Raw genomic sequence first — 21,865 nt, forward strand, 5'->3', positions numbered from 1 at the left:
TCACCGCAGCTTGAGGGTTGACAGGCCGATCAGCGCCAGCATCAGGGCGATGATCCAGAAGCGGATGACGATCGTCGGCTCGGCCCAGCCCTTCTGCTCGAAGTGATGGTGGATCGGTGCCATGCGGAACACGCGTTTGCCGGTGGTCTTGAAGCTGACCACCTGCACGATGACCGAGACCGCCTCCAGCACGAACAGCCCGCCGATGATCGCCAGCACGATCTCGTGGTTGGTGACGACGGCGATCGACCCGAGCGCGCCACCAAGCGCCAGCGAGCCGGTGTCGCCCATGAACACGGCGGCCGGCGGCGCGTTGTACCACAGGAAGCCAAGGCACGCGCCGATCAGCGCCCCGCAGAACACGGCGAGTTCTCCCGACCCGGCCACATAATGGATCTGCAGATAGTCGGCGAACTTCACGTTGCCGATCAGATAGGCGATCACCGCGAACGCGGCCGCCGCAATGATGACCGGCATGGTCGCAAGGCCGTCCAGCCCGTCGGTCAGGTTGACGGCGTTGCCGGCACCGACCACCACGGTCGCGGCGAAAATCACATAGAACAGACCCAGCTCGATGCCGGTATTCTTGAGAAAGGGCAGCCAGAGCATGGTGCCGGAGCCGCCGTCGCGCGCGGCGACATACGCGATCCCCGCACAGGCCAGCCCGGCAATCGCGAACTCCAGCCCCAGCCGCATGCGGCCGGAGACGCCCTTGGACGAGGATTTGGTGACCTTGCGATAGTCGTCCGAGAAGCCGACGAGGCCAAAGCCGAAGGTCACGAACAGGCAGGCCCAGATGTAGAAGTTGCCCCAATCCGCCCACAAGATGGTGGACGCCCCGAACGACAGCAGGATCAGCAGCCCGCCCATGGTCGGCGTGCCCTTCTTGGTCAGCAGGTGCGATTGCGGGCCATCCTCGCGGATCGGCTGACCCTTGCCCTGATGCAAGCGCAGCCAGTTGATCAGCCGCGGCCCGAGCACCAGCGAAATCAGCAGCCCCGTGACCACCGCGCCGATGGTCCGGAACGTCAGATAGCGGAAGACGTTCAGCAGCGGCAAACTGCCCGCCAGTTCGGCCAGGTAACTCAACATAACGCGTTTTCCTTCTCGCCGGCCCGGCCGAGCGCCTTCAGACCCTTGACGACCCGCGACAGCCCGACGCTGTTCGACGCCTTGACCAGCGCGATGTCGTCAGCGCGCACATGGTCGCGCAACCAGTCGAGCGCGGCGGCCGCATCCTCGACCCGGACCGTCTGCACCCGTGCCGGCAGCGCTGAGACGAGCGGCGACATCTCATCGCCGACCAACAGGACGATATCGACGCCAGCCGCCTCGATCGGCTCGGCCAGAGCGGCATGCAGCGCTGTCGATTTGTCACCAAGCTCGCGCATCGGCCCGAGCACGGCGATGCGCCGTCCGCGCCCGGCGCACTCAAAGCCGCCAAGCACGGCGAGCGCCGCCGCCATCGAGGCCGGGTTGGCGTTGTAGCTTTCATCCAGCACCAGCAGGTCGCCGCCGGCCGGCAGCGCGACCACGCTGCGCTTGCCCCGACCCTCCAGCCCTTCCATCTCCGCGAGCGCCAGACCCGCCAGCCCCAGGTCGCCGCCCAGTGCCTGCACGGCGGCAAGGACCGCCAGCCCGTTCGAGACCCAATGGTCGCCCGGCAGGCCGATCTTGCAGGTCAAAAGCTCGCCCCGCACATCGGCGGTCAGGGTCGTGCAGGTTGGATGGCGGGCGATGCGCTGCACATGCACATCCCCTGCCCAAGCCCGAAGGTGACGATCTCGGCCCCGACCGCGCGCGCCGCCGCCAGCAGAATGTCGAAGTGCGGTGCCTCGGCATTCAGGATCGCCGTGCCGCCCGGCTCCAGGCCGCTGAAGATTTCCGCCTTGGCGCGGGCGATGCCGGCCTCGCCGTCCGGGAAGAACGCGACATGCGCGCTGCTGATGGTGGTGACGATGGCCACATGCGGGCGCACCAGCCGGCTGAGGGCGGTCAGTTCCCCGGCATGGTTCATGCCCATTTCGAACACGCCGAAGCGCACATCCGCCGGCATGCGCGCCAGCGAGAGCGGCACACCGGTGTGGTTGTTGTAGGACTTGACCGAAGCATGCGTCAGGCCCGGCCGATACCGCTCCAGACACTGGCGCAGCGCTTCCTTGGTGCTGGTCTTGCCGGCGCTGCCGGTGACGCCGCAGATGCGCGCCGCGCTCGCCCGTTCCCGCGCCGCCAGCCCCAGGGCGTTGAGCGCCGCCATGGTGTCGGGTGCCGCGACGTGCGGCGCATCGAGCGCGGTGCCGTGGCGGACCAATGCGGCGGCCGCGCCGTTGGCGAACGCCGTCTCCAGGAAGGCGTGGCCGTCAGTGGTCGCACCTTCCAGCGCGACGAACAGGTCGCCCGGCCGCACTTCCCGGCTGTCGAAGGTGACGCCACTGATCGATGCGACGCCGTGCGCCATGCCGCCGGTCGCCTGCGCGACCGCATCCAGGGTCCACAGCGGGGTCATGCCGCCACCGCCTGCCGCGCCACCACGCGGTCGTCGAACGGCAGAACGCTATTGCCGACGATCTGCCCCTGCTCATGCCCCTTGCCGGCGATCAGCACGATGTCGCCGGCCCGCGCCTCGCCGATTGCCGCTGCGATCGCCTGCGCCCGGTCGCCGATCTCGCGTGCGCCCGGCGCCGCCGCCAGGATCGAGCGCCGGATCGCCGCCGGCTGCTCGCTGCGGGGTTGTCGTCGGTCACGATCACGCTGTCCGCCAGTTGTGTGGCGATCGCGCCCATCTGCGGGCGCTTGCCGCCGTCCCGGTCGCCGCCGCAGCCGAAGACCACAATGAGCTTGCCCCGGGTATGCGGGCGCAGCGCATCGATCGCCGCCTTGAGGCCGTCCGGCGTGTGCGCATAGTCGACGAATACATCGGCACCCATGCGGGTTGCGCCGACATGCTCCAGCCGCCCGGGCACGCCGCACACATGTTCCAGCGCGGCGAAGACTTGGACCGGCGCGAAACCGCTCGCCAGTGCAACACCCGCCGCGACCAGCGCGTTGGCGGCCTGATAGGCGCCGATCAGCGGCAGGGCGACGCTGTACCCTGCGCCCTCATGGATCAGGTGAAGCCGCTGGCCGGTCGGCTGCACCGCGCGCGCCTTCAGGGTCAGCGTCGCCGCCTGTTCTCCGACGTCCAGCACCCGCATGCCGCGCGCCCGGCACGCCGCGATCACCCGGCCGGACCAGGGTGCATCGTCGGCCCAGACCACGGCCGTGCCGTCTTCGGCCAGCACCTGCGTGAACAACTGCAGCTTGGCCGCAAAATAGGCCTCCATCGTGCCGTGATAATCCAGGTGGTCGCGGCTCAGATTGGTGAAAGCCGCCACCTGTACGGCCCTGCCGTGGACCCGAAACTGGTCAAGCCCGTGGGACGACGCTTCGTAGATCGCATGATCCACACCGTCACCCGCGAGCGCGCCCAGCAGGCGGTGAAAGGTCGCGGCATCGGGCGAGGTCATGCCGAGATCCTGGCTTCGGTATCGGCGATCACGCCGAGTGTGCCGATGCTGGCCGCGCGCGCGCCAAGCAGCTTCCAAAGCTGGCGCGCAAGGTCGGCGACCGAGGTCTTGCCGTTGGTGCCGGTCACGGCTGCCAGCATCGCCGGCCCGGGCTTATAGAATGCAGCCGCCAGTTCCGCGAACCGGCGGCGCGGCTCCGCATCCGCCACGTGCAGCACGCCGGCCGGCACGGTTGCCTCCGGCCGCGCCACGACTGCCACAGCCCCAGCGGCGGCGGCGGCGGCGATGAAGTCCTCGCCGTTCGCATGCGCGCCGGCAAAGGCGCCGAACACGAAGCCCTGTTCGACCTTGCGGCTATCAGGGCGAAGCCCCGCACGGCGACCGGCGGGGCTCCAGGGATGAGCGGGATGGCGCGCGGGCTCATTGCGACCCCGGAACAGCGCGTTGACCCGCGCCGAGACGGGGTCCGGCGGCGGCGATTCGATGCGCGGCACAGGCGGCAGGGCGGGCGGCTCGGTGTCGGCGAGTGCGCTGGCAGTCTTGAAGGCGGACGGGGCGGGGTTCATTTCTCGGACCAAAGGCGTCAGATCATGCACATCGAGCGTGCGGTTGGGGTCGAAATGCACCCCAAGCTGCGGCCCGATGCGTTGCACGAGCTGCCGGAACACCGGAGCAGACACGAGGCCTGCACCGACAAGGCCTGGCAGCTCCGACGTTCCTTTCGGCTCGTCGATGGAAACAACCACAACATAGCGTGGGTCGTCCATCGGAAAAGCACCAGCGAATGTGGCGATCACGGCTTTTTCCCGATACCCGCCGACGCCGGGCTTCTCGGCCGTGCCGGTTTTGCCACCCGTCAGGAGACCGGGCACCTCCGCGCGCTTGCCAGTGCCCTGCATCACTGCCAGGCGCAGCAGCTTGCGCATGGCAAGCGAGGTTTCGGCGCTCAGCACCCGGCGCGCTGGCGTGCGCGCATCCGCCGAGGTGCGCATGATGGTCGCGGGGACGAGATAGCCGCCGTTGACGACCGCCGCCATCGCCTGCGCGACATGCACCGGCGTCACCGCCATGCCGTGACCGTAGGCGACCGTCATCGTCTCGATCCGCCCCCAGCGCTGGGGCAGCAGCGGTGGTGCCAGCGCCGACAGTTCGATGCTCAGCGGACTGAGCAGGCCGAGCCGGCCAAGCCCCTGGCGCACCATGTCCGCCCCCATCTGATCGGCGATGCGCGACGTGGCAATGTTGGACGAATAGATGAAGGTCTCGACTGTGCTCAGCGGCCGGCGCTTCGGGTGATCGTCATGAATGCGAAAGCGCCCGACCCGCAGTGGTGCCGTCGCGTCCCAGACCGAATCGAGCCGCGCCTGCCCTGCTTCCAGCGCATCGGCGATGCTGAAAATCTTGAACACCGAGCCGAGTTCGTAGACCCCTGGGTCGCCCGGTTGAACTGGCGGACATCATTGCCGGACGGTGGCCGGTTGGGGTCGAAATCCGGCAGCGAGGCGATGGCCAGAATTTCGCCGGTGCGCACATCCATCACCACGCCCGCCGCGCCGATCGCTTGCTGGGCGGCCATCCCGGACTGCAGCTCGTACTCCATCGCGTGCTGCACCCGCGTGTCGAGCGACAGGTTGAGCGGCGCGCCTGTCGCACCCTGGCGCTGAGGCGGGTATCGAACCGTGATTCGATCCCGGCGCGGCCATGGCCGTCGCTGTCGGCAAAGCCGATGAGATGCGCGGCCAGCGGGCCGTTCGGATAAACCCGCTGCGGCTCCGGCGTGAACACAAACGCGTCCGCCTCGCCCAGCGCATAGAGCTTGCGATATTCGGCGTTCGAAATCCGGCGCTTGATGTAGCGGAACTTGAATTCGCCGTCAGCTGCGCCTTGATATAGGCGGGCGACACCCCGGCAGCGCGGCGGCGATCAGCGGGGTCAGTTCGTCCGGCGTGCGGAACAATTTGGCTGGGCGCACACCGAAAATCGGCGCCGAGCGGGTGTCCGCCAGCAGGACGCCATTGCGGTCGACGATGGCCGCGCGGCGGCGCGGCGGCGGCAAGCTCGAAACGCTGCGCGGACCCGGGCCTTCGAGCACCGACAATTGAAACAGCCGGGCACCGATCAGCAGCGCGATGCCGGCGCTCGCCGCCATCATGATGCCCAGCCGCACGCGCGCCGTTCCCAGCAGCCGCTTGCGCGCGCTCAGATATGGCGCTGCGAGCGGCCGCACCCGGTCACTGCTGCGCGTCCAGCCGGACCAGCATGGCGTCGAGCGCCGCATTATCGACGGGCGTACTCGCGATTACGCGCGGCAGCGGCGCATCCAGCGGGTGTGCGGGTGCCGCGACCAGGTGCGGGCGTGCATCCGTGACTGGGTGGTGCATATCCACCAACGGGCCGGCCGCTGCCAGCCGGACCGACGGGCGCGCATCGACGCCCGTAGCCGTCGCCTCGCGGACCATCGGCACGTCGCGCCCGGCAAAGGCGACCAGCGCATCGACGCTGGCGAAATATCGATCCGCCGACGGCGCGCCCAATCCGAGGACGGACGCATTGAGCGCCTCCAGGCGCTCGGGGCGCGCCCGTGCCGTCAGTTCGCTGCGCAGTCGGGCGATTTCTTGCGTGTCGGCGGCAATGTGCCGCTGTGCGCTGACCATGGCCTTGCGCGTGTCGCTGACCTGCTTGCTGACGAAGCTCGCCGCCAGCGCGGACACCAGCGCAGCAGTAATCCAGTAGGTGCTGCGCCACATCATGCCGCCATCTCCAGTGCCGGGGCGTCGGTGCGAACGGCGGCGCGCAAGACGGCCGAGCGCGCGCGGGGATTGGCGCTCACCTCCGCCTCGCCGGCGCGCACGGCCTTGGCGGCGCGCGCGAAGCTGGGCGGCGGCGCTTGGCGCGGCGACTCCGGCAGATGCCGGGAGCCCTGCGGCACGCCGCCGCTGCGCACCCGCAGGAATTCCTTCACGATCCGATCCTCAAGACTGTGGAACGCCACGACCGCGAGCCGCCCGCCCGGTTTCAGCAGCGCCTCTGCGGCATGCAGGCCCTGACGCAACTGCCCGAGTTCGTCGTTCACATGAATGCGCAGCGCCTGGAAGGTCCGGGTCACCGGGTCCTTGGGGCCGCGCCGTCCGCCCAATGCGCCGCGCACCACGTCGGCGAAATCGAGCGTGCGGGCAAATGCACTGACAGCCCGGCGCTTGACAAGCGCTTTTGCAACCCGCCGCGCACCCGGCTCCTCACCCAGATGATACAGGATATCCGCCAGTTCCGCCTCGCTTGCGCTGTTGACCACATCGGCGGCGCTCGGGCCGCTTGCGCTCATGCGCATGTCCAGCGGACCGTCGCTTTGAAACGAGAAGCCGCGCGCCGCCTGATCGAGCTGCATGGACGACACGCCGATATCGAGCGCGATCCCGTCCACCTTGTCGACCCCGAAACCGGCGAGCAGCCCCTGCATGTCGCCGAATGTCCCAGCGATCAGGGTCAGCCGCCCGCCATGCGCCTCCGCCAGCACCTGACCCGCTGCCAGAGCGGCGGGATCGCGGTCGATCGCGTAGACATGCGCCGCCCCGGCCGCCAGCAGCGCGCGCGTATAGCCGCCGGCACCGAAGGTACCGTCCACGAACACGGCACCCTCCAGCGGGCTCAATGCCGCCAGAACTTCCTTTAGCAAAACCGGGATGTGGGACACGCTCATGCCGGCAGATCCTCCGGCATCGGCTCGCCCTTCTGCGCCAGCTTCTGGCGGATCTTGCGGGCCAGCCGGTGGTCTCCGGCACCCTTCTCGCGCAGGAAGCTGTAGGGGTTCCAGATTTCGAAGTAATCCTCAATGCCGATCAGGAACGCCAGCCCGTTGATCCCGACCGCCTGCTTGAGGTCCGGATCGAGCACGATGCGCCCGGTGTCGTCGTAATTCACCGGCTCGGCGAGGCCGAACAGGCTGCGCGAGATGTCCTCGCGCGCAGCACCATAGCGCTCCCCACTTCGGACTGCCGGCGCGCCCGCAGGCATTCGACGAAGTTCAGGTCGGACGCAACGAGGCAGGGCAGCGACTCATGCTCGTACACCAGCAGGGTGCGCTGGCCGCAGTTGGACTGCGCAACGTCGCGAAAGTCCGACGGAATGGACAGGCGGTTCTTGCCGTCCACACCGTTCAGATGACTTCCGAAGAAAAGTTTACGTTCCACGCCGCGCTTGCACCCACTGCCGAGACTTCGGTCTATCATGGGCAATCATGGTATTCAATGGAATTGGATGGGTTTCAGCGGGTTCCTGCGGGTTTTTCAGGATTGTGGGCAGGTCCTCCGGCGTGATGGGCAGGGTCGTGTACGCCTTGTTTCAAAACGGGACTATTCGCGGCGGCCGGCGCGATAATCTTTGGGAAAACCGGTCCGCCGAGTCTGATCCATTACTTTGTACGCTTTATGTTCTATTTGCCTCTACGCGGTCAGCCATGCCGGCCGCAGCAGGGTGGCAGGCGCGCCGCCAAGGGTCAGCGGCGCATCCAGATAGTCCAGCCGCATCAGCAGCAGCGCCTGGTCGCCCGCATGCAACACCACGTCCGCGGCCGCCTGATCCCCTGCGCGCACGATGTCGCCGGCCCCGGACACGGTCGCGACCATCAGGCGTTTGCGCACCTTGCCGCGAAAGTGCATGCGCGCGGTGTTTTCCTGCCCGACATAGCAGCCCTTGGTCGTGCTGACGCCGTTCAGTTCCGCCGCGTTCGTCTCCAGCCAGAGCAGGCGGTCGACACCCAGTTCCTCCGGCCCTTCGGCCACGCCGTGGCTCCAGCGCCACCGGCGATATCGCCCGTCGTCCGGCGGGTAGCACCCGCCGGCGCGATCCAGCGTGCGCCAAGCGCCGCCAGTCGCGGGTCGGCCGGATGTTGTCCCATGCTTTCCCATGCAGCGTGGACCGCGAGGTCCGGGCGCATGTGGATCGTCACCTGCGCGCGCAGCCGGTAGAGCGTCAGGCGCTTGACCAGTTCTGCCGCGCGATCGGCGGCCACATCGGCCAGGAAGCCGCCCGCGCCGTCGTCGTGCAGGTGCAGGTCGAACAGCAGCTTGCCCTGGGGCTGAGCAGACCGGCATAGAGCGGCGCAGGCCCGGTCACGTCCTGCGTCACCAGCCCCTGCAGCCAGGTGCGCGCATCGGGACTGGCGATCTGGACAACCGCGCGGCTGGGGAGCATCAGTTCGGTCATGGACCACAGGTAAGCGACCGGCCCGGCCGCGCAAGTCAGGAATTGCCATGACCTTCGACCTCATTCTGAAAGGCGGCAGCGTCGCAGCACCGGGCGGGCTGGAGACTGCGGACATCGGCGTGCGCGGTGGCCGCATCGCCCGCATCGGCATCCTGGAGGCCGCGCAGGCCGGGCGCGTGGTCGATTGCGCCGGCCTCACCATCCTGCCGGGCGTGATCGACAGCCAGGTGCATTTCCGCGAGCCCGGCCTCGAACATAAGGAGGACCTGGCGAGCGGGTCCCTGGCGGCGGTCATGGGCGGCGTCACCGGCGTGTTCGAAATGCCGAACACCAGGCCGTCGACCGCCAGCGCCGATGCGCTCGCCGAGAAAGTGTCGCGCGCCGCCGGGCGCATGTGGTGCGACCACGCCTTCTACATGGGTGCCACCGCCGAGAATGCCGACGACCTCGCCGAACTCGAGCGCGTGCCCGGCTGCTGCGGCGTCAAGCTGTTCATGGGCGCATCCACCGGCGACCTGCTGGTGTGGGACGATGCAACCATCGCCCGCGTATTCCGCGCCGGCCGCCGCCGGGTCGCGATCCATGCCGAGGACGAGCAGCGCATGCGCAACCGGCGGCATCTGGCGGATGAAGGCGGCCATGCGCGCTTTCACCCGGTCTGGCGCGATGACGAGTCGGCAATGCTGGCGACGCGCCGGGCGGTCGCGCTGGCCCGCGAAACCCGGCGGCGCGTGCACATCCTGCACGTAACGACGCCGGCGGAGCTTGAGTTCCTGAGCCAGCACAAGGACATCGCATCCTGCGAAGTCCTGCCCCAGCATCTGACCCTAGCCGCCCCAGACTGCTACGACCGGCTGGGAGCCTACGCCCAGATGAACCCGCCGATCCGCAGCGCCGAGCATCGGGATGGCTTGTGGTTCTGGCTGAACCAGGGCGTGGTCGACGTGCTCGGGTCGGACCATGCGCCGCACACCCGCGCGGAGAAGGATCAACCCTACCCTGCCTCACCGTCAGGGCTTACCGGCGTGCAGACCCTGCTGCCGCTGATGCTTGACCATGTGGCCAACGGCCGCCTCAGCCTGCAACGGCTGATCGACCTGACATCCGCCGGCGTCACCCGGCTGTTCAACCTGATCGGCAAGGGCCGCCTGGCAGTCGGCTACGACGCGGATTTCTCGGTCGTGGACCTGAAGAAGCAGTGGACCATCACGCATGCCCAGCAGGCGAGCCGGGTCGGCTGGACGCCGTTCGACGGCATGACGGTGACCGGCAAACCGGTCGGCACGATCATTCGCGGCCAGGTGGTGATGTGGGAAGATGTGGTCGAGGGCGCACCTATCGGCGCACCGATGCGCTTCCAGGAGACGCTAAGGGATTAGTGCATTTTAGGCGGACATGGCGCGCAAGGTCCTCCCCGGCACGGGGAGGAGCTGCGTGGTTCAGAATATGGGCGCGTTACCCTAATGCGTCGCGGTGCTCATGCCGTTGGCGGCCAGCACATCGGCGGTCAGGTCCTCGCGCACCGTCACCCGCACGGCGATGATTTCGGCGGCCGGTCCGTGCAGCAGGCTGACCACGAACGCCTGCAGAACCGGATAGTCGGGGGCGATGTCAAGCGTCTGCCAGAGCAGCACCCGCGGGCCGGTGCCGCCGGTGCGGTCGGTGAATTCGATCTCGGCGTCGACCATGCGATAGCCCTGGTCCCAGAGGGACCAGGGTCGATCCAGCGGTTGAAGGTCCTCGACAAGTCTGTCCGTGCGCGCCATGGCTTTCCTCACAGGTTCTACGCCCGGTATACGCCAGGCTCCTTTAACAGCAGGTATCTGGCCGAACATGAACACGGAATGGCTGGCGACAGCCTACTTGCCCGCCGGCCTGGGCATCGGACTGCTGGCGTCGGCCCCATCGGGCCGGTGAACATCCTCGTAATTCAAAGGGCGCTGCAGGGCGGGCGCAATCCGGCGCTCGTGCTCGGGTTCGGTGCCGCACTCGGCGACCTTCTGTTCGCCGCCATCGCAGCGCTCGGTATCGGAGCGCTGATAACCGGCTTCACGGACCACAAGGACACTCTGCGCCTGATCGGCGGCGCCATCATGATCGCCTTTGCCGGATTTTTGTGGGTGCGCGCGCCGCACCTGCAGACCGGACGTTCGGAACCCCAGGGTGGCTCCAAGAATCTGGCCATCGCCGCCTTCGCCATGACCATCACCAACCCGGTGACGCTGCTGTGGTTCGCCAGCGTGTTCAGCACGGTGGGCTTTGTCGAGATCGGCCACAGTTCGCCGCGCGCGCTGCTGCATTCCCTGATCCTGGTAGCCGGCGTGTTTCTCGGCGCGATGGGCTGGTGGGCGATCGTCACCGGACTGACGACGCGCTACCGTCATCTGGTCAACGACCGCATGCTCGGGCATGTGAACCACGGCATTGCGTTCATCATGCTGGCCTCCGGCGCCTACGCCGTCGCGGACAGCCTCCTGCTGAAGGGTTTTAGAGCGCGATGTCTTCAGTTAACGAAGTCATCGGCATTCCCGATACGTATCGAGTCGCATAGAGGGTTTTTCATGCAGGTAACGGATTTCGCAAGCATTCTTTGCTCCCGCTTGTGCCATGATCTGGTCAGCCCGGCCGGCGCGCTCTCGACGGGACTCGAACTGTTGCAGGATGAGCCGGACGATGCCATGCGCGAGCAATGCCTCGATCTGCTCGGCAGCAGCGCGCGCCAGATCACCAATCGGCTGAAATTTTTCCGCATGGCCTTCGGTGCCGGTGCCGGGCTGGCCGATAGCGTCGATGTGCGGGAGTTGCAGGCCGCCCTCAACGGCTGGTTCGATGCGGACAAGGTTCAGGTCCACTGGATGATGGAGACGGACCTGCTGCCGAAGACGGCGGCCAAGCTCCTGTTGAACCTTGCGCTGCTCGCCGGCGAATCGCTGCTGCGCGGCGGCGTGCTGCATGTCGCCGCCCAGCGGGCGAGACGACCCTGGAGCTGGCGATCCGCGCCGAGGGCCCACGCCTGCGGTTTCATGAGGATGTCCACGCTGTGCTCACACGCGATCCGAGCGCCATGGCCGTGGAGCCGCGCACGGTCCCGGCATTCCTGGTCCGCATGTTGAGCCACGATGCAGGCGCGACGCTCGCGGTCGACTCCGCAACCGACGGGGTTCTGGTCATCGGGCTGGCGCTGCCCACGGCCTGACCAGCAATAAATCACCGCTAAGCGGTTCTTAACCGAAGCTGAGCCATGGTCCGAACGAGACCGGCGGAAATACTGCCGCGTTGCGTTTTATACTGCCAAGGGGTCGGCCGATGGACGATTTGCTGAGTGAATTTCTGACCGAAACCAATGAGAGCCTGGATACAGTCGACAATGAGCTGGTCCGGCTGGAGCAAAACCCGAACGACAAGGCCGTTCTCGATAATATTTTCCGGCTTGTTCATACGGTTAAGGGCACATGCGGCTTCCTCGGCCTGCCGCGCCTCGAGTCGGTTGCCCATGCGGCTGAAAACGTTCTCGGCAAGTTTCGTGACGGCGAACTGGTGGTCACGCCGCAGCTTGTAACGCTGATCCTGGAGGCGCTGGACCGCATCAAGGAAATTCTGCGCGGCCTCGAGTCGACTGGCCACGAACCGGACGGCGAAGACAAAGACCTGATTCGCGTGCTCGACGACGCCGCTGCCGGTAATTTCGGCATCGCATCAGAAACAGCCGCCGCAGACCCGGAAGCCGAAGCCCGCCGCGAGACGGAGCTGATGCTCGGCCGTTCACTGAAGCCGGGCGAAGTCTCGCTCGAGGAACTGGAAGCGGCGTTCGCCGCCGCCATCGATCTGCGCGCCCGCTTGGGCCTGCCGCCGCGCGGCGAAGGCGAACGCGCCGGAATGAGCGTGGTGGTGGAATACAAGGGCGAGCCTTATTCGCTGCTGATCGACCGGGTCGGCGAAGTCCTGAGCCTGGACGACGCCCTGTTCGAGAAGAACCCGGTGACGCTCGACCCGCGCTGGCGTGAGGTCTCGAACGGCATCTACCGCCTGGAAGACCAGCTTCTGGTCGTTCTCGACGTGAACCGCCTGCTGGAACAGAACGCTGCGCTGGCGGCATAACGGGACATCTAAGGAAATTTTCAAGGTTTACGCGGATACCATAGCGTGACCAACCAGGAGCGAACCATGAAATCTTGTCTCGTCGTCGACGACTCGAAAGTGATCCGAAAGGTTGCGCGACGCATACTTGAGGAGCTGCAGTTCCAGATCGACGAAGCCGTCGACGGCCGGGATGCCCTTGAGCGCTGCCGGGCCGCCATGCCGGATGTCGTGCTGCTCGACTGGAACATGCCGGTCATGAACGGCCTGGACTTCCTCAAACATCTGCGCGGCTCGGATAGCGCAAAGCAGCCGATCGTAGTGTTCTGCACGACGGAGAACGACATGGCGCACATCCGCGCCGCCATCGACGCCGGCGCGAACGAATACATCATGAAGCCGTTTGACCGCGAGATCATCGAAGCCAAGTTCTCGCAAGTCGGCCTGCTGTAGTCATCCGCCCGTTAGGTCCGGCCCTCTGCGGCCGGTAACTGGAGTCCCCGCCGTGAGTCTGCCCGCCGAAGAACAACCTGCGCAACATGCCGCCGCTCCCGGCTATGTGCGCGTTCTGGTCGTCGATGACTCTGCGGTCATCAGGGGATCATCACGCGCTGGCTGGAAGACCAGCCGAACATCCGCGTCACCGCCTCGGCCGCGAACGGGGCAACCGCCCTGCGCTGCGTGAAGGCATCCGAGTTCGATCTGGTCATCCTCGACATCGAGATGCCGGAGATGGACGGCCTGACCGCGCTGCCACTCCTGCTGGCGGCGCAGCCGGGCTTGCAGGTCGTCATGGCCTCCACCCTGACCATGCGCAACGCGGACATCTCGCTGCGAGCGCTCAGCCTGGGCGCCGCCGACTATATCCCGAAGCCGCAGAGCACCCGGCTCGTGACCGCAGGCCAGGACTTCCGGCTCGAACTGATCCAGAAAGTGCTTGCGCTGGGCAATGTGGCGCGCCGTCGGCGCAATCAGCCCGTGGTCGAAGCCCAGGCGTCCGCGCCAGCGCCGGTCGCCAAAGCGGCGGTTCCGCCAAGCGACAGCACAGGCGCAAGTGCGCAAAGAATCTCGCGGACCATCAACCGCGCGCAGCCGGTACGTCTCGCGCCACGCTCGCACGTCACGCCGGGGATGGTCGCGATCGGCAGTTCGACCGGTGGCCCGCAGGCGCTGTTCACCGTGATCGGCGCGCTGGGCAAGCTGATCGGCGTGCCGATTATCATCACCCAGCACATGCCGCCGACCTTCACCGCGATCCTCGCGCAGCACATTGAGCGCGTCTGCGGCGTGCCGTGCGTGGAGGTTACGAGCAACCAGAAAGCGCTGCCCGGTCGCGTCTATGTAGCGCCCGGCGACAGGCACATGCTGGTCGGTGGCACCACCCATGTGCCGGAGCTGATTCTGAGCGACGGTGAGCCGGAGAATTTCTGCCGCCCGGCGGTCGACCCGATGTTCCGCACGGCGTCGGAAGTCTTCGGTAGCGGTCTGCTGGCCGTCGTATTGACTGGCATGGGCCAGGATGGCGCAGCCGGCGCAGAACAGGTGATTACCCGCGGCGGCACCGTGATCGCGCAGGACGAAGCGACCTCGGTCGTCTGGGGCATGCCGGGCGCCGTGGCGCATGTCGGCGCCGCCAGCATGATCCTGCCCCTGCCGGAAATCGGCCAACGCATCCGCGCCCTCGTGGAAGGTAAGCAAATATGAGCACCTTGGACGCCCGCGATTTTGACCTGCTGTCTGATCTGCTGAAAAGCAGATCAGGCTTGGTGGTCACGCGCGACAAGGTTTACCTGCTGGAGTCGCGCCTGACGCTGATCGCCCGCCGCCGCGGCCACAACAGCCTGCCGGAGCTGGTCGGCGAACTGCGCATGCACGCCAACGAAGCGCTGCTGTCCGAAGTTACCGAAGCGATGACGACCAACGAGTCGTTCTTCTACCGGGACCAGACACCCTTCGACATCCTGACCAAGCACACGCTGCTGGCCCTACGCGCCGCCAGGAGCAGCGCCAAGCGCCTGCGAATCTGGTGCGCCGCCGCGTCGACCGGGCAGGAACCCTATTCAATCGCCATGCTGTTCGCCGACAACCCCGGGCTATGGGCGGATTGGCAGATCGACATCGTCGGCACCGACCTGTCGACCAATGCGCTCAACCGCGCAAAATCCGGCATCTACTCGCAGTTCGAGGTTCAGCGCGGCCTGCCGATCCAGAAGCTCATCAAATACTTCGAGCAGAAGGGCGACACCTGGCAGCTCAACGAGCCGATCCGCAAAATGGTGCGCTATGGCAGCTTCAACCTGCTCGACTCGATGAGCTCGCTTGGCCAGTTCGACATCGTGTTCTGCCGCAACGTGCTGATCTATTTCGATGCTCCGACCAAGGGCAAGGTGCTGGACGCCATCCGCGGCCAGCTTACGACGGACGGCGCGATGTTCCTGGGCGCAGCCGAAACGGTGCTTGGCCTCACCAAGGCCTTCCGGCCCGTGCACGAACTGCGCGGCCTGTACGTGCCGACCGAAAGCCTGTTCGCCGTCGCCGCCTGACAAACGCACTTGCGCAAAACTCGGGCTGGCCGGAAGTGCACTGACCGGCTAATTCACCGGCATGACGATATGGGGCAAGCTACTGGGTGCTGCCGCCGGTCAGGCGCTTGGCGGCCCGCTCGGTGCGCTGATCGGCGCTGCGATGGGCCATGTTTTGTGGACAGGCCCTTGGATCGGGCACCACTGAAACCGGTTGAGACGCAATCCGCCGCCTTCACCATCGCCGCCATCGCGCTCGCCGCCAAACTCTCGGCAGCCGATGGCCGTTCCAGCGAAGCGGAATTCCGCACCTTTCAGCGGCTGTTCTCGGTCGAACCCGGCGAGGCGGAGAATGTCGCGCGCTTCTACCGCTTTGCCCAGAAGTCGCCGCACGGTTTCGAGCTCTATGCGAGCCAGGCGCGGGATACGCTGGGGTTGGAAATCCGCTGCTTGTCGATCTGCTCGACTGCCTGTTCATGATCGCGCTGGCCGACGGCCGCATCGATGCGCAGGAGCAGGCCTTCCTCGATATCGTGGCCGAGCGCTTTGCGCTCAGTCCGCAATGTTATGCGCAGGTGAAGGCGCGCTACCGCATCGACCATAGCTGCCCCTATGCCGTCCTGGGCCTGGAGCCGGACGCCGGACCGGACGAAATCCGCGCCGCCTATCGCCAGCTTGCCCGTCAGCACCACCCGGACCGCCACATGGCCGAAGGCGCGCCGGAGCCGTTCCTCAAGGTCGCCCACGCGCGCATGGCGGCGATCAATGCGGCCTACCGGGACCTGATGCAGGCGCAGGCGGCATGAAGAACCATCACTTCGCGCTGATGCTGCTCATCACCCTGTGCTGGGGTTTCAATGTCGTACCGCTGAAGCTGGCGCTCAACGAGCTCAGCCCTATCGCCGCCACAGCCTTGCGCTTCATGCTGGTGCTGTTGCTCTGCGCGCCGTTCATGCGCTGGCATCGCGGCCGCATGCGGCTGGTGACGGCGTCCGCGGTGCTGGGTGGCGCGATGATGTTCGGGCTGATGAACCTCGCTTACAGCCTGTCGTCCAACGTTAGCGCGCTGGCGATCGCGGGCCAGTTGGGTGTGCCGTTCTCGCTGATCATGGCCGTGCTTTTCCTCGGGGAGCGCATCCGCTGGCGGCGCACGGCCGGCATCCTGCTGGCGTTTTCCGGCGTTGCCATCCTCACCTTCGATCCGGCGATCGCCCGCGAATGGCTGCCGCTGGCGCTGATTTCCGCCTCGGCGATGGTCTGGGCGGTCTACACTCTGCTGCAACGCCGGTTTTCCGGCATTTCCGCGCTGTCGCTCCAGGGCTGGCTCGCCGCCGTCAGCATCCCGATCATGACCGTGCTGTCGCTTGTTCTGGAGCCCGGCGGCTTTGCGCCGATTGTCCAGAAGCCCTGGCCGGTGCTGGGCTACCTCTTCTATTCAGCGCTGTTGTCCTCGGTCATCGGGCATGCCGGTTTCGCCTGGCTGCTGCAACGCTATCCGGTCTCGACCCTGACGCCCCTGACCCTGCTGACGCCGGTCTTTTCCGTGCTGTTCGCGACGCTGCTGCTGGGAAATCCGTTCACGCTGGAGTTGCTGCTGGGCGGGCTGGTCACCATCGCCGGCATCGGCGTCATCACCGTCCGCACGGCGCAGCGCGCACCGAGCCTGCCGCCGATCACCACCGTCGATCCGTCATGATCGCGCGTCCCTCGCCGAACCATGACGACCGGCGCGGACAGGCGATCACCATGCTGGTTCTTCACTACACCGGCATGCCGACCATGGCGGCTGCGCTGGCGCGCCTGACCGACCCGGACGCGAAGGTCTCCAGCCACTATCTCGTCGACGAGGATGGCGCGGTCTATCAGATGGTGGCGGAAGATCGCCGGGCCTGGCATGCCGGTCTCAGCCACTGGCGCGGCATCACGGACGTCAATGCGGCCTCGATCGGCATCGAGATTGTCAATCCGGGGCACGAATTCGGCTATCGGCCGTTTCCGCCTGCGCAGATGGCGGCCGTCGCGGCGCTGTGCCGGGAGATTCTCGGCGCCACCCCGGAATTGCAGCGCGCAACGTGGTCGGCCATTCGGATGTCGCGCCGCTGCGCAAGCAGGATCCGGGTGAACTGTTCGACTGGAGGTGGCTGGCGCAGCAGGGGTTGGCGTGCCGCCGCCTGTTCCCGTGGTCTCTGATCTGGTGCCGCTGCGCACTGGTGATGCCGGCGCGTCGGTAAGCGCGCTCCAGCAGGCATTGAGAGACTGGGGCTACGGCCTGACTATCACCGGCGTGTTCGATCCGGAAACCGCTGCGGTCGTCACCGCGTTCCAGCGGCATTTTAGGCAAGCCTGCGTCGACGGTGTCGCAGACCCGCAGACCCAGGCAGTCCTGCGGGCGCTCGCATAAAACGGCCGACCCGAAGGCCGGCCGTATTGTCACATGGATAGGGTGGTTAGGGTCAGGACCCTAATCCCGGCTGCTGCCGAAGAAGCGCAGCAGGAACAGGAACAGGTTGATGAAGTCCATGTACAGGCTCAGCGCGCCGGCCACGATCTTCTTGGAGCGGGTCTCGTGCGCATCAGCCTCAAGGTACATTTCCTTGATCTTCTGGGTGTCGTAGGCGGTCAGGCCGGCGAAGATCAGCACACCGATCACGCTGGTGATGAATTCCAGCATGCTCGACTGCAGGAAAATGTTCACGACCGACGCGACGACCAGGCCGACCAGACCCATGATCAGGAACGTGCCCCAACCCGAGAGGTCCTTCTTGGTGGTGTAGCCGTAGAGGCTCAGACCGCCGAACGCCGCCGCGGTGATGAAGAAGGTCTTGGCGATTGAAATCCCTGAATAGACCAGGAAAATCGAACCCAGCGACAGGCCCATCGCCGCCGCATAGAGCCAGTAGACACCGTTGGCCGTTGCCGCCGACATCTTGTGAAGACGAAAGCTGAAAAACATCACGATGGCCAGCGGCGCAAACAGCGCGACCCACTTGAACGGAGTCCCGAACACCAGTTGCGTCAGCGCCGGCACATTCGCGACAGCCATCGCGACCAGACCGGTCAGCAGCACGCCGGATGCCATCATGTTGTAGACGCCGAGCATGTACGAGCGCAGGCCGGCATCGATGTCGGCCCGAGACCAGGTATCGGCCCGGACACTTGCAGTTCGGTCCGCGCCCGGACGCAGATCAAACGGATTTGCCATGTCTTCCTTCTCCCAAAACGCCGCATACAGTGCGGCTTGATAGAGATATCGGCGTCTTCGGTCCCGGTTCAAGGGATTACCGACTCATATACTCTTATTTTCCGGCCGCGCCCACGCTCATGCCGACCGAAGGGCAGCATTTGGTCGCGCCGACAACACGGACCACGCCCCAGCAAGGCCGAAGCCGATCGTCGCCACCGTCCCGAGCGCGACAGTCGCCGCCAGCAGCCCCAGCGGCGGCTGCCACTCGAACTCGAGAATCTGCGTGGTGACGAACCAGCCGCCCGCCAGCCCCAGCGTCATGGCGACCAGTGCTGTCGCCAGGCCCAGCAGTGCATATTCGCACACCATCACCGCAAGCACCTGCCGCCGGGTCGCCCCAGCACCTTCAGGATCACGCTGTCGTAGCTGCGCGCCTGCCGCCCGGCGACCACGGCCCCGATCAGCACCAGCATGCCGGACAACAGCGTGACGCTGGCCATGCCGCGCACTGCCGTGCCGATCTGGGTCAGCAGCGCGCCAAGCTGGCTGAACACGCTCGACATGCGCACGGTCGCGACGCTGGGAAAGTCGCGGGCGATACGGGCAAACACGGCTGGCTCCTGCGCCGGCGGCACGTCGACCGTCGCCATGTAGGTATGCGGGGCGCTCTCCAGCGTTCCCGGCGCGAACAGCATGACGAAGTTGAAGCCAAGCGACTCCCAGTCGATCATGCGCGTGTTGGCGATCCGCGCCGTCACCTCGACCCCAGCACGGATACGGTCAAGGTGTCGCCAACCTTGAGGCCGAGCCCCTTGGCCACCCGGTCATCGAGCGAGATTTCCGGCGGGCCGCTGTAATCCGCCGGCCACCATGCACCAGAGACCACCGTGTTCCCTCCGGCAGGGTCGCGGTGTAGGTCAGGCCACGGTCGCCGCGCAGCGCCCACGCCGCTTCCGGCGGCGCTTTCACGTCGCGGGACGGCACGCCGTTCACCCGGGTGATGGGGCCGCGCAGCGACGGCACGACCTCGAAGGATTTCAGGTCCGGGGTCGCCTGGATTTCCGCCTTGAAGCGATCGATGTCGGCCTTGGGGATGTCGATGAAGAAAAGTCCGGTGCCGTGCGCGGCAGGGTGCGGTCGACCTGCGCACGCATGTTCGCCTCCACCACCGCCAAGGTCGCAAACAGAGTCAAGCCCAGTCCCAGCGCCATCACCACCTGCGCCGTGGCCGCGCCGGGCCGATGCAGGTTGGCGACCGCCATGCGCAGCGTCGGGTTTGCCGGGCGCGGTGCCGCGCGCGCCAGCCGGATCGCCAGCCAGCCTACGCCGCGCAGCAGCAGCAGCACACCGAATGCCGCGCCGGCGAACCCGAGCGCCAGTTCGCGGTCCGCCGCCGTCAGCACCGCAAGCGCCACCACGGCCAGCGCCAGCAGGACGATCAGCGCCGGGATCGTGCGCCCGACCCGTCGATCCGCCTCCACCCGGGCGCGGAACAGCCGCGCCGCCGGCGTCACCCGCGCCTGCGCCAGCGGCCAGAGTGCGAACACCAGCGCGATCATAAGACCCTGCAGCGCCGCAACCGCCAGCGGCAGCGGATACACCCCATGCGCGGCGGCACGGGCAGCGCATCGCCGATAACCGCAACGATGCCAAACGGCGCGACGGTGCCGATCGCCAGGCCCAATGCAATCGCCGCTGCCGCAACCAGCAACACCTGCAGCAGATAGACCTGGAAGATCAGCCGGGAGTCCGCGCCCAGGCTCTTCAGCGTGGCGATGGTCCGCACCTTGGTCTCGAGGTAAGCCGATACGCCATTGCCGACGCCGACCCCTGCGACCATCAGCGCCGTCAGGCCGACAAGCGTCATGAACTGGGTCAGGTCCTCGATGAAGCTGCTGAGGCCTGGCGCGCCGTTCCGGCGGTCATTGACCTGCCAGCCGGCGTCGGGGAAGGCCGCGTTCAGCCCGTCGATCGCCGGCTGCGGGTCGCCGGGATAGACGATGCGATAATGATAGCGCACCAGGCTGCCGGGGCTGACGAGGCCGGTCGTCGCCAGGTCCCGCTGGCTGATGATGACGCTCGGGCCAAGCTCGAAGCCCTGGCCGGCACGGTCCGGCTCGAGGGCGATCAGGCCGCGCAGGGTGAAGGCTTGCGCGCCGATGCGCACGCTGTCGCCGGTTGTCACGCCAAGGCGCTCGGCCAGCAGCGGGTCCATGACCACGCCGTGGTCCGCCAGCGCCTGTTGCAGGTCGCCGCCGCCCTGCAGGTCGAAGGTCCCATAGAGCGGGTAGCCGCCATCGACTGCCTTCAGCTCCCCGAGCGCTGCCTTTTCGCCATCCCGCCGTGTCACCATGGCATTCATGCGCGCGGACTCGGAGACCCGGCCCAGACGGGCGAACGCCGCGCGCTCGTCCCCGTCGCCGTGCGGTGGGTCAGACGCAGCTCGATGTCGCCGCCGAGCAGGGACTGCCCACGCTCGCCGATGCCCGCCAGCAGTGCCGACGACAGACTGCCGATCCCGGCCAGGGTCGCGATGCCGAGCAGCAGGCACAGGAACAGCAGGCGCAGGCCATGCAGCCCGCCACGCAGGTCCCGCAGCGCCAGGGTCCAGGCGGCACCCATCAGGCTGCGACCGCTTGCGACGGACGGTCAGCGACGATGCGGCCGTCGCGCATCTCGATGATCCGCCGGCAGCGCGCCGCCAATGCCGGGTCGTGGGTGATGAGGACCAGCGTCGTGCCCTGATCCTTGTGCAGGCCGAACATCAGGTCGATGATGGCGGCACCGGTCGTGCCGTCCAGATTGCCGGTCGGCTCGTCCGCAAACAGGATCGGCGGGCGGGAGACGGTCGCCCGCGCCAGTGCGACCCGCTGCTGCTCGCCGCCGGACAGTTGCGCCGGGTAATGCTCCAGCCGGTGCCCCAGCCCGACTGCCTCCAGCGCCGCACGCGCCTGGGGCGTGGCGTCGCGTGACCCAGCCAGTTCCAGCGGCGTTGCGACATTTTCCAGTGCGGTCATGGTCGGAATCAGGTGGAACGCCTGCAACACGATGCCGATCCGCCCGCGCCGCGCCAGCGCCAGACCATCTTCGTCGAGGGCGGAAAAATCCGCCCCGGCCACCTCGACCGTGCCAGAGGTCGCGCGTTCCAGGCCGGAGGCGATTGCCATCAGCGACGACTTGCCGGACCCCGACGGCCCGAGAATGGCGACCGACTCGCCAGCGGCGATGCGCAGCGACACATCATTCAGGATGTGGACCTGCCCCGCGCCGCTGTTGAGGCTCAGGTGGACGGCTTCCAGGTTGATGCTTGGCACATTTATTCCCACTGTGGTGATGGCCCGTGTATCGCAGGCCTGATCTGCAAAGAGAGTATA

Annotated in this window: 28 protein-coding genes and 5 pseudogenes; 11 read left to right on the plus strand and 22 right to left on the minus strand. The window is 66.9% G+C overall.

Annotation, left to right across the window (positions count from 1 at the left end; all coding sequences use genetic code 11):
• From mraY to E6W36_RS02975, 13 genes and pseudogenes are all read right to left on the minus strand, one after another.
• Nucleotides 1-1,092, minus strand: coding sequence for a phospho-N-acetylmuramoyl-pentapeptide-transferase (mraY, locus tag E6W36_RS02920; RefSeq protein WP_222873692.1), 1,092 nt, complete (start codon nt 1,090-1,092; stop codon nt 1-3).
• Nucleotides 1,086-2,506: pseudogene (locus E6W36_RS02925) on the minus strand (UDP-N-acetylmuramoyl-tripeptide--D-alanyl-D-alanine ligase). Before E6W36_RS02925 ends, mraY begins: the two are co-directional and overlap by 7 nt.
• Nucleotides 2,503-3,946, minus strand: a pseudogene (locus E6W36_RS02930) (UDP-N-acetylmuramoyl-L-alanyl-D-glutamate--2,6-diaminopimelate ligase). Before E6W36_RS02930 ends, E6W36_RS02925 begins: the two co-directional pseudogenes overlap by 4 nt.
• A gap of 270 nt (nt 3,947-4,216) precedes the next feature.
• Nucleotides 4,217-4,897: pseudogene (locus tag E6W36_RS02935) on the minus strand (penicillin-binding transpeptidase domain-containing protein); the annotation flags it as partial.
• Complete coding sequence (locus E6W36_RS17570) at nt 4,780-5,118, minus strand: penicillin-binding transpeptidase domain-containing protein (protein WP_246048067.1); 339 nt, start codon at nt 5,116-5,118, stop codon at nt 4,780-4,782. The gene E6W36_RS17570 and the pseudogene E6W36_RS02935, both read right to left, overlap by 118 nt.
• Nucleotides 5,119-5,379: 261 nt before the next feature.
• Nucleotides 5,380-5,733, minus strand: coding sequence for a hypothetical protein (locus E6W36_RS02940; protein ID WP_222873693.1), 354 nt, complete (start codon nt 5,731-5,733; stop codon nt 5,380-5,382).
• Nucleotides 5,734-5,737: 4 nt separating this feature from the next.
• Nucleotides 5,738-6,256, minus strand: a complete 519-nt coding sequence (locus E6W36_RS02945; RefSeq protein ID WP_222873694.1) for a hypothetical protein — start codon at nt 6,254-6,256, stop codon at nt 5,738-5,740.
• On the minus strand, nt 6,253-7,203 hold the full coding sequence (gene rsmH, locus E6W36_RS02950) for a 16S rRNA (cytosine(1402)-N(4))-methyltransferase RsmH (protein WP_222873695.1): 951 nt from the start codon (nt 7,201-7,203) through the stop codon (nt 6,253-6,255). The genes E6W36_RS02945 and rsmH overlap by 4 nt, the downstream gene beginning before the upstream one ends.
• Entirely contained in the window at nt 7,200-7,424 is a 225-nt protein-coding gene (locus tag E6W36_RS02955; RefSeq protein ID WP_222873696.1) for an MraZ C-terminal domain-containing protein, read from the minus strand. The genes rsmH and E6W36_RS02955 overlap by 4 nt, the downstream gene beginning before the upstream one ends.
• The gene (locus tag E6W36_RS02960) at nt 7,421-7,693 is read right to left on the minus strand and encodes a hypothetical protein (protein WP_222873697.1); all 273 of its coding nucleotides are present in this window, start codon (nt 7,691-7,693) and stop codon (nt 7,421-7,423) included. Before E6W36_RS02960 ends, E6W36_RS02955 begins: the two co-directional genes overlap by 4 nt.
• 252 nt (nt 7,694-7,945) lie before the next feature.
• Nucleotides 7,946-8,284, minus strand: a complete 339-nt coding sequence (gene ygfZ, locus E6W36_RS02965) for a CAF17-like 4Fe-4S cluster assembly/insertion protein YgfZ (protein ID WP_222873698.1) — start codon at nt 8,282-8,284, stop codon at nt 7,946-7,948.
• Nucleotides 8,215-8,514 carry a hypothetical protein gene (locus E6W36_RS02970; RefSeq protein ID WP_222873699.1) on the minus strand — a complete coding sequence of 100 codons (300 nt, stop codon included), beginning with the start codon at nt 8,512-8,514 and terminating at the stop codon, nt 8,215-8,217. The genes ygfZ and E6W36_RS02970 overlap by 70 nt, the downstream gene beginning before the upstream one ends.
• Complete coding sequence (locus tag E6W36_RS02975; protein WP_222873700.1) at nt 8,475-8,708, minus strand: hypothetical protein; 234 nt, start codon at nt 8,706-8,708, stop codon at nt 8,475-8,477. Before E6W36_RS02975 ends, E6W36_RS02970 begins: the two co-directional genes overlap by 40 nt.
• Before the next feature lie 47 nt (nt 8,709-8,755).
• Between E6W36_RS02975 and E6W36_RS02980 the strand changes: the two genes are divergently transcribed.
• Entirely contained in the window at nt 8,756-10,087 is a 1,332-nt protein-coding gene (locus E6W36_RS02980) for a dihydroorotase (protein ID WP_222873701.1), read from the plus strand.
• Between the two features lie 81 nt (nt 10,088-10,168).
• Here the strand turns inward: E6W36_RS02980 and E6W36_RS02985 are convergent, their stop codons facing one another.
• Nucleotides 10,169-10,474, minus strand: coding sequence for a hypothetical protein (locus tag E6W36_RS02985; RefSeq protein WP_222873702.1), 306 nt, complete (start codon nt 10,472-10,474; stop codon nt 10,169-10,171).
• A gap of 78 nt (nt 10,475-10,552) precedes the next feature.
• On the opposite strand from E6W36_RS02985, the pseudogene E6W36_RS17575 reads away from it, so the two are divergent.
• The 10 genes and pseudogenes from E6W36_RS17575 to E6W36_RS03035 form a co-directional block, all read left to right on the plus strand.
• Nucleotides 10,553-11,799, plus strand: a pseudogene (locus E6W36_RS17575) (LysE family transporter); the annotation flags it as partial.
• A gap of 215 nt (nt 11,800-12,014) precedes the next feature.
• Nucleotides 12,015-12,806, plus strand: a complete 792-nt coding sequence (locus E6W36_RS03000) for an Hpt domain-containing protein (RefSeq protein WP_222873703.1) — start codon at nt 12,015-12,017, stop codon at nt 12,804-12,806.
• Nucleotides 12,807-12,872: 66 nt separating this feature from the next.
• Entirely contained in the window at nt 12,873-13,238 is a 366-nt protein-coding gene (locus E6W36_RS03005) for a response regulator (protein ID WP_222873704.1), read from the plus strand.
• Nucleotides 13,239-13,388: 150 nt separating this feature from the next.
• Nucleotides 13,389-14,489, plus strand: coding sequence for a chemotaxis-specific protein-glutamate methyltransferase CheB (gene cheB / locus E6W36_RS03010; protein WP_281277591.1), 1,101 nt, complete (start codon nt 13,389-13,391; stop codon nt 14,487-14,489).
• The gene (locus tag E6W36_RS03015) at nt 14,486-15,328 is read left to right on the plus strand and encodes a CheR family methyltransferase (RefSeq protein ID WP_222873705.1); all 843 of its coding nucleotides are present in this window, start codon (nt 14,486-14,488) and stop codon (nt 15,326-15,328) included. Before cheB ends, E6W36_RS03015 begins: the two co-directional genes overlap by 4 nt.
• 61 nt (nt 15,329-15,389) lie before the next feature.
• Nucleotides 15,390-15,515, plus strand: a complete 126-nt coding sequence (locus E6W36_RS20210) for a hypothetical protein (protein ID WP_281277431.1) — start codon at nt 15,390-15,392, stop codon at nt 15,513-15,515.
• The gene (locus tag E6W36_RS03020) at nt 15,497-15,787 is read left to right on the plus strand and encodes a TerB family tellurite resistance protein (RefSeq protein WP_222873706.1); all 291 of its coding nucleotides are present in this window, start codon (nt 15,497-15,499) and stop codon (nt 15,785-15,787) included. The genes E6W36_RS20210 and E6W36_RS03020 overlap by 19 nt, the downstream gene beginning before the upstream one ends.
• Entirely contained in the window at nt 15,784-16,113 is a 330-nt protein-coding gene (locus E6W36_RS03025; protein WP_222874384.1) for a J domain-containing protein, read from the plus strand. The genes E6W36_RS03020 and E6W36_RS03025 overlap by 4 nt, the downstream gene beginning before the upstream one ends.
• Entirely contained in the window at nt 16,110-17,003 is an 894-nt protein-coding gene (locus E6W36_RS03030) for a DMT family transporter (RefSeq protein WP_222873707.1), read from the plus strand. Before E6W36_RS03025 ends, E6W36_RS03030 begins: the two co-directional genes overlap by 4 nt.
• Nucleotides 17,000-17,708, plus strand: a pseudogene (locus E6W36_RS03035) (peptidoglycan recognition protein family protein). The gene E6W36_RS03030 and the pseudogene E6W36_RS03035 overlap by 4 nt, the downstream one beginning before the upstream one ends.
• A gap of 60 nt (nt 17,709-17,768) precedes the next feature.
• On the opposite strand, the gene E6W36_RS03040 reads toward E6W36_RS03035, so the two are convergent.
• The 8 genes from E6W36_RS03040 to E6W36_RS03075 form a co-directional block, all read right to left on the minus strand.
• A complete protein-coding gene (locus E6W36_RS03040; protein WP_222873708.1) occupies nt 17,769-18,509 on the minus strand; it encodes a Bax inhibitor-1/YccA family protein in 741 nt (246 codons plus the stop codon).
• Between the two features lie 117 nt (nt 18,510-18,626).
• Nucleotides 18,627-18,860, minus strand: a complete 234-nt coding sequence (locus tag E6W36_RS03045) for a hypothetical protein (RefSeq protein ID WP_342776913.1) — start codon at nt 18,858-18,860, stop codon at nt 18,627-18,629.
• Nucleotides 18,860-19,249, minus strand: coding sequence for a hypothetical protein (locus E6W36_RS03050; protein ID WP_222873710.1), 390 nt, complete (start codon nt 19,247-19,249; stop codon nt 18,860-18,862). The genes E6W36_RS03045 and E6W36_RS03050 overlap by 1 nt, the downstream gene beginning before the upstream one ends.
• Nucleotides 19,250-19,271: 22 nt before the next feature.
• The gene (locus E6W36_RS03055) at nt 19,272-19,514 is read right to left on the minus strand and encodes a hypothetical protein (protein ID WP_222873711.1); all 243 of its coding nucleotides are present in this window, start codon (nt 19,512-19,514) and stop codon (nt 19,272-19,274) included.
• A gap of 14 nt (nt 19,515-19,528) precedes the next feature.
• Nucleotides 19,529-20,092 carry a hypothetical protein gene (locus E6W36_RS03060; RefSeq protein ID WP_222873712.1) on the minus strand — a complete coding sequence of 188 codons (564 nt, stop codon included), beginning with the start codon at nt 20,090-20,092 and terminating at the stop codon, nt 19,529-19,531.
• Nucleotides 20,047-20,853 carry an ABC transporter permease gene (locus E6W36_RS03065; RefSeq protein ID WP_222873713.1) on the minus strand — a complete coding sequence of 269 codons (807 nt, stop codon included), beginning with the start codon at nt 20,851-20,853 and terminating at the stop codon, nt 20,047-20,049. The genes E6W36_RS03060 and E6W36_RS03065 overlap by 46 nt, the downstream gene beginning before the upstream one ends.
• The gene (locus E6W36_RS03070) at nt 20,850-21,113 is read right to left on the minus strand and encodes a hypothetical protein (RefSeq protein WP_222873714.1); all 264 of its coding nucleotides are present in this window, start codon (nt 21,111-21,113) and stop codon (nt 20,850-20,852) included. Before E6W36_RS03070 ends, E6W36_RS03065 begins: the two co-directional genes overlap by 4 nt.
• Entirely contained in the window at nt 21,113-21,811 is a 699-nt protein-coding gene (locus E6W36_RS03075) for an ABC transporter ATP-binding protein (RefSeq protein WP_222874385.1), read from the minus strand. Before E6W36_RS03075 ends, E6W36_RS03070 begins: the two co-directional genes overlap by 1 nt.
• Nucleotides 21,812-21,865: the final 54 nt, after the last annotated feature.

This window comes from Hankyongella ginsenosidimutans (genome assembly GCF_005144965.1).
Taxonomy (GTDB): Bacteria; Pseudomonadota; Alphaproteobacteria; order Sphingomonadales; family Sphingomonadaceae; genus Hankyongella; species Hankyongella ginsenosidimutans.

Excerpts from the sequence above, each read along its gene's own strand:
- E6W36_RS03005 (WP_222873704.1), top strand. The coding sequence starts at position 12,873 with ATGAAATCTTGTCTCGTCGTCGACGACTCGAAAGTGATCCGAAAGGTT.
- E6W36_RS03040 (WP_222873708.1), bottom strand. The coding sequence starts at position 18,509 with ATGGCAAATCCGTTTGATCTGCGTCCGGGCGCGGACCGAACTGCAAGT.
- E6W36_RS02945 (WP_222873694.1), bottom strand. The coding sequence starts at position 6,256 with ATGATGTGGCGCAGCACCTACTGGATTACTGCTGCGCTGGTGTCCGCG.
- E6W36_RS02985 (WP_222873702.1), bottom strand. The coding sequence starts at position 10,474 with ATGGCGCGCACGGACAGACTTGTCGAGGACCTTCAACCGCTGGATCGA.
- E6W36_RS03070 (WP_222873714.1), bottom strand. The coding sequence starts at position 21,113 with ATGGGTGCCGCCTGGACCCTGGCGCTGCGGGACCTGCGTGGCGGGCTG.
- mraY (WP_222873692.1), bottom strand. The coding sequence starts at position 1,092 with ATGTTGAGTTACCTGGCCGAACTGGCGGGCAGTTTGCCGCTGCTGAAC.
- E6W36_RS03000 (WP_222873703.1), top strand. The coding sequence starts at position 12,015 with ATGGACGATTTGCTGAGTGAATTTCTGACCGAAACCAATGAGAGCCTG.
- E6W36_RS03065 (WP_222873713.1), bottom strand. The coding sequence starts at position 20,853 with ATGAATGCCATGGTGACACGGCGGGATGGCGAAAAGGCAGCGCTCGGG.
- E6W36_RS03015 (WP_222873705.1), top strand. The coding sequence starts at position 14,486 with ATGAGCACCTTGGACGCCCGCGATTTTGACCTGCTGTCTGATCTGCTG.
- E6W36_RS02975 (WP_222873700.1), bottom strand. The coding sequence starts at position 8,708 with ATGACCGAACTGATGCTCCCCAGCCGCGCGGTTGTCCAGATCGCCAGT.
- rsmH (WP_222873695.1), bottom strand. The coding sequence starts at position 7,203 with ATGAGCGTGTCCCACATCCCGGTTTTGCTAAAGGAAGTTCTGGCGGCA.
- E6W36_RS03045 (WP_342776913.1), bottom strand. The coding sequence starts at position 18,860 with ATGGTGTGCGAATATGCACTGCTGGGCCTGGCGACAGCACTGGTCGCC.
- E6W36_RS03025 (WP_222874384.1), top strand. The coding sequence starts at position 15,784 with ATGATCGCGCTGGCCGACGGCCGCATCGATGCGCAGGAGCAGGCCTTC.
- E6W36_RS20210 (WP_281277431.1), top strand. The coding sequence starts at position 15,390 with ATGACGATATGGGGCAAGCTACTGGGTGCTGCCGCCGGTCAGGCGCTT.
- E6W36_RS02980 (WP_222873701.1), top strand. The coding sequence starts at position 8,756 with ATGACCTTCGACCTCATTCTGAAAGGCGGCAGCGTCGCAGCACCGGGC.
- E6W36_RS03030 (WP_222873707.1), top strand. The coding sequence starts at position 16,110 with ATGAAGAACCATCACTTCGCGCTGATGCTGCTCATCACCCTGTGCTGG.